Origin of the sequence: uncultured Capnocytophaga sp. (genome assembly GCF_938029845.1) — a bacterium.
Classification (GTDB): Bacteria; Bacteroidota; Bacteroidia; order Flavobacteriales; family Flavobacteriaceae; genus Capnocytophaga.
This window is the reverse complement of record NZ_CALHGG010000097.1, coordinates 1-3,328: the sequence shown is the minus strand read 5'-3', so window position 1 is coordinate 3,328 and position 3,328 is coordinate 1. Positions and strand designations below refer to the sequence as shown.

General features: G+C 39.2%; 3 protein-coding genes. 2 read left to right on the top strand and 1 reads right to left on the bottom strand.

From position 1 onward, the window contains the following. Together Q0625_RS07105 and Q0625_RS07100 are read left to right on the top strand one after the other, a co-directional pair. Window positions 1-1,264 (top strand): S46 family peptidase (locus tag Q0625_RS07105; protein WP_298825109.1); only part of this gene is annotated, 1,264 nt, incomplete at its 5' end. 111 nt (window positions 1,265-1,375) lie between these two features. Next, the gene (locus tag Q0625_RS07100; protein ID WP_298825107.1) at window positions 1,376-2,440 is read left to right on the top strand and encodes a DUF6688 family protein; all 1,065 of its coding nucleotides are present in this window, start codon (window positions 1,376-1,378) and stop codon (window positions 2,438-2,440) included. A gap of 6 nt (window positions 2,441-2,446) precedes the next feature. On the opposite strand, the gene Q0625_RS07095 is transcribed toward Q0625_RS07100, so the two are convergent. Further along, a partial coding sequence (locus tag Q0625_RS07095; protein ID WP_298825104.1) for a Na+/H+ antiporter NhaC family protein occupies window positions 2,447-3,328 on the bottom strand: 882 nt, incomplete at its 5' end.

Below are 3,328 nucleotides of genomic sequence, written 5' to 3'. Positions count from 1 at the left end.
AATAGGTATTCGTGATGTAGCTCTAAAGGTACAAGACGAATATATGCGTAAGGATCAAGCAATTAAGATCAAGTATGCCGCCAAGTTTGCCCGTGTGGCTAACTATTGGAAGAAATGGATAGGGGAGACCAAGGGCCTTAAGAAGTCTGATGCGGTAGCCCTCAAAAAGCAACAAGAGGAAAAGTTTACCCAGATGCTACAAAAGGCTAATAAACAGGCACAATATGGTCAATTGCTTCCACAGTTTGCCACCCTTTACAAGGAGATAGAACCATACAACTTGGCTTATAACCTTTATAGTGAGTTGATGTTCCGCAATGTGGATCTGCTTACCAATGCTTTTCGTTTATTACAATTGCAGCAGGTATTGGAAAATAAAGGAGTACAGTCTTTCGAGAGTAGAAAAGCAAATTTCTTGAATACTTTCCAAGCTGTTTTCAAGGATAATGATAAGCAAGTGGATAAAGCTGTATTTGAGAAAGTAATTGCTTTCTATGCACAGAATATGCCTAAACAATTACTTGTTAGTAGTTTGCAGCATTTTGATACCAAAGAACTTGCCGAGAAACTTTATGCTAACTCTTTTGTAACCTCTTATGAGGGAATTGCCAAAGTACTTTCTCTCTCTCCAGAGGAATTTAAGAACCAATTAAAGAACGATGTGGCTATACAACTAGCATCAGAGCTTGCTCAGATGAATGACAGCCAAGTATATCCGTCTTACCAACGCTTGGATACCCAGATTCAGGCACTCCAACGTACTTATATGAAAGCAATCTTGGAGTTTTCTAAACCTTCTGATAGAATTTTCCCTGATGCTAATAGTACCCTAAGAGTTACTTATGGAAAAGTAGCAGGTTATATACCTGCCGATGGGGTTACTTATAGTGCTACCACCACCTTGGACGGAGTCATGGAAAAATATGTACCTGGGGATTATGAGTTTGATGTACCTACACGTCTTCGTGAGCTTTATGCCAAAAAGGATTACGGACGTTATGGTACCAAGGATGGAAAGATGCCGCTTTGTTTTCTTTCCACTTGCCATACTACAGGAGGAAATTCAGGAAGTCCCGCCATTGATGCTCGTGGAAACCTTATCGGACTTAACTTTGACCGTGTATGGGAAGGAACTATGAGTGATATTCATTATGATCCTAAGATTTGTCGTAATATCATGGTAGATATTCGTTATGTGCTCTTCGTGATAGACAAATATGCAGGAGCTGGTTATTTAGTAGATGAGATGAAACTTGTAAAATAGAGTTTTTTCATTATATTTGTTTATTTGATTGTTATTTTTTCGCCTTGAAATACCTTTGTTTAGTAGTAAATAGAAGTTTTCAAGGCGAATTTTCTTAAATTATGATGGCTTATGTTGAGTTTTGTATTCATTTTCGTTTTTCTTATAGTATCATTAGCTATACTTTTCTATACAGCTGCTTATTTGTATAAGCGGAATGTTCCACTTTGGCAATATCCTATCGCTTTATTGTATCTATTATGGGCTCTGTTCTTTCTTTTCTTTAGTTCACTTTTTGGTGCAGAATATACTAGAGCCATAGACCCTATAGATGATAACTATACCTTTATCTCAGGACAGTATAGGCTTACTTTTCTAATCTTTTTTCTTTTGTATCATATAGCGCTTTGGACACTTTGGGTACGCAGAGCTAAGTTGCCCCCACTGCCCTTAATACTTTGCTTGTGTTTTCTGTATATAGGAATCGCTATCAATATAGGGATTGCTAGCCAGCTCTTAGGGGAGAATCACCGCGAAGAGGAATTGGCTTCGTTTCCTATATTCAGTAGCTTGATAGCCATATTGGTTATGGGTCGTTCGCTTATGGCAGTGAGAGAGGAGCTTTCTGAGAAAACCTTTAATAACCGGTGGCTCAATAGGCTCAATACGCTTCTTTCTTCTCGCTTTACAGTGCTTACGTGGTCGGTTCTATTGGTGTTTCCTATCTTTGTACTTTTGACCCTCTTGCTGATGATTTTTGGCCAAGACTATGATGCAGTGGTCAAAGGTTTTACCGAGACCACTACATGGAAATTTTCCCAACATGATCACCCTCCTTACTTAGATCATAGAGGGCACTATCTTTGTACAGTTGCCGCTTGTGGTAGTCCACGATTAGTGAAACCGCTTCGCTGGGGCAAGCGAGGAGGCAGACCTATCATAGTGAACCGTCAGTTGCAAATCGCCAACGCTTTTGAAGAGCTTATCGCTGATTTTTCACCTAAGCTACATCATTTCCTACGTACCAATTATGATAAGTATGGGTATGACCTCTCCCAAAAAATAAAGACTCCAATCGCATCTAATATTACTTATCTGCTCATGAAGCCTTTAGAATGGTTCTTTTTGCTCTGCTTATATACTTTCTGTCTGCATCCTGAAAGAAAAATTGAAAGACAATATCTTAATAATGACTAATACTAACTATTCTTTACTTTTCGCTCCCTTAAGAAAGAAGACAATCATACACAAAAGTAATAACCAGATATAGAAGCTTTGGGCTATCATGCTGCTATAATTAACATCAGTACCTAAGAGCTTGATAAGCAGCAATACTTGTGCTCCATAGGGAATAATTCCCTGTACAATACAGGACGAAATATCCAAAATAGAAGCCGTTTGTATAGGAGAAATCTTATATTCCTCACTGATTTTCTTCGCTACAGGGGCACTAATGACAATCGCTACAGTGTTGTTGGCTACAGCTGCATCAATTAGGGCAACTAAGAAACCAATACCGAAGAAAGCACGCCCTTTAGTGTTGATAAGCTTTCCAATTTTTTGGGTTAAGAAAGAAATTCCTCCCTCTCTTTCTATTAGATACGCTAAGCCTCCTGTAAAGAGGAATACTAAGAAGATATCATTCATAGAGGCAAAGCCGTCAAAGATAGTCTTGCAATAACCTAATAGATCAAAAGTACCATACCAAAAGCCTAATATACCTGAGATAAGGGTGCCAATAAGGAAGGTAACATATACATTCAGCCCTGCAATGGCCAATACAATAACCGTAATATAAGGCAGCAGATTGATCCATTGGATAGGGGAACTTCCTTCGCTGAGAGAATGCCCGCTGGGGTGAATAGAAACGCCTATAATAATGAGTACCAATACAGTAAGTACAGAAGCGGGCAGGGCTATTTTTCCGTTCATACGGAACTTATCTTTCATCTCACAGCCCTGTGATTGGGTAGCTGCAATGGTAGTATCAGAAATAAAGGAGAGGTTGTCACCGAACATAGCACCTCCTAAAAGTGAACCTGCAATAAGCTCCACATTCACATTGGGCAAACTTACAAAGCCCGC

Bases quoted from the DNA above. Each gene is read 5' to 3' on its own strand.
- Q0625_RS07100 (WP_298825107.1), top strand. From the start codon at position 1,376: ATGTTGAGTTTTGTATTCATTTTCGTTTTTCTTATAGTATCATTAGCT.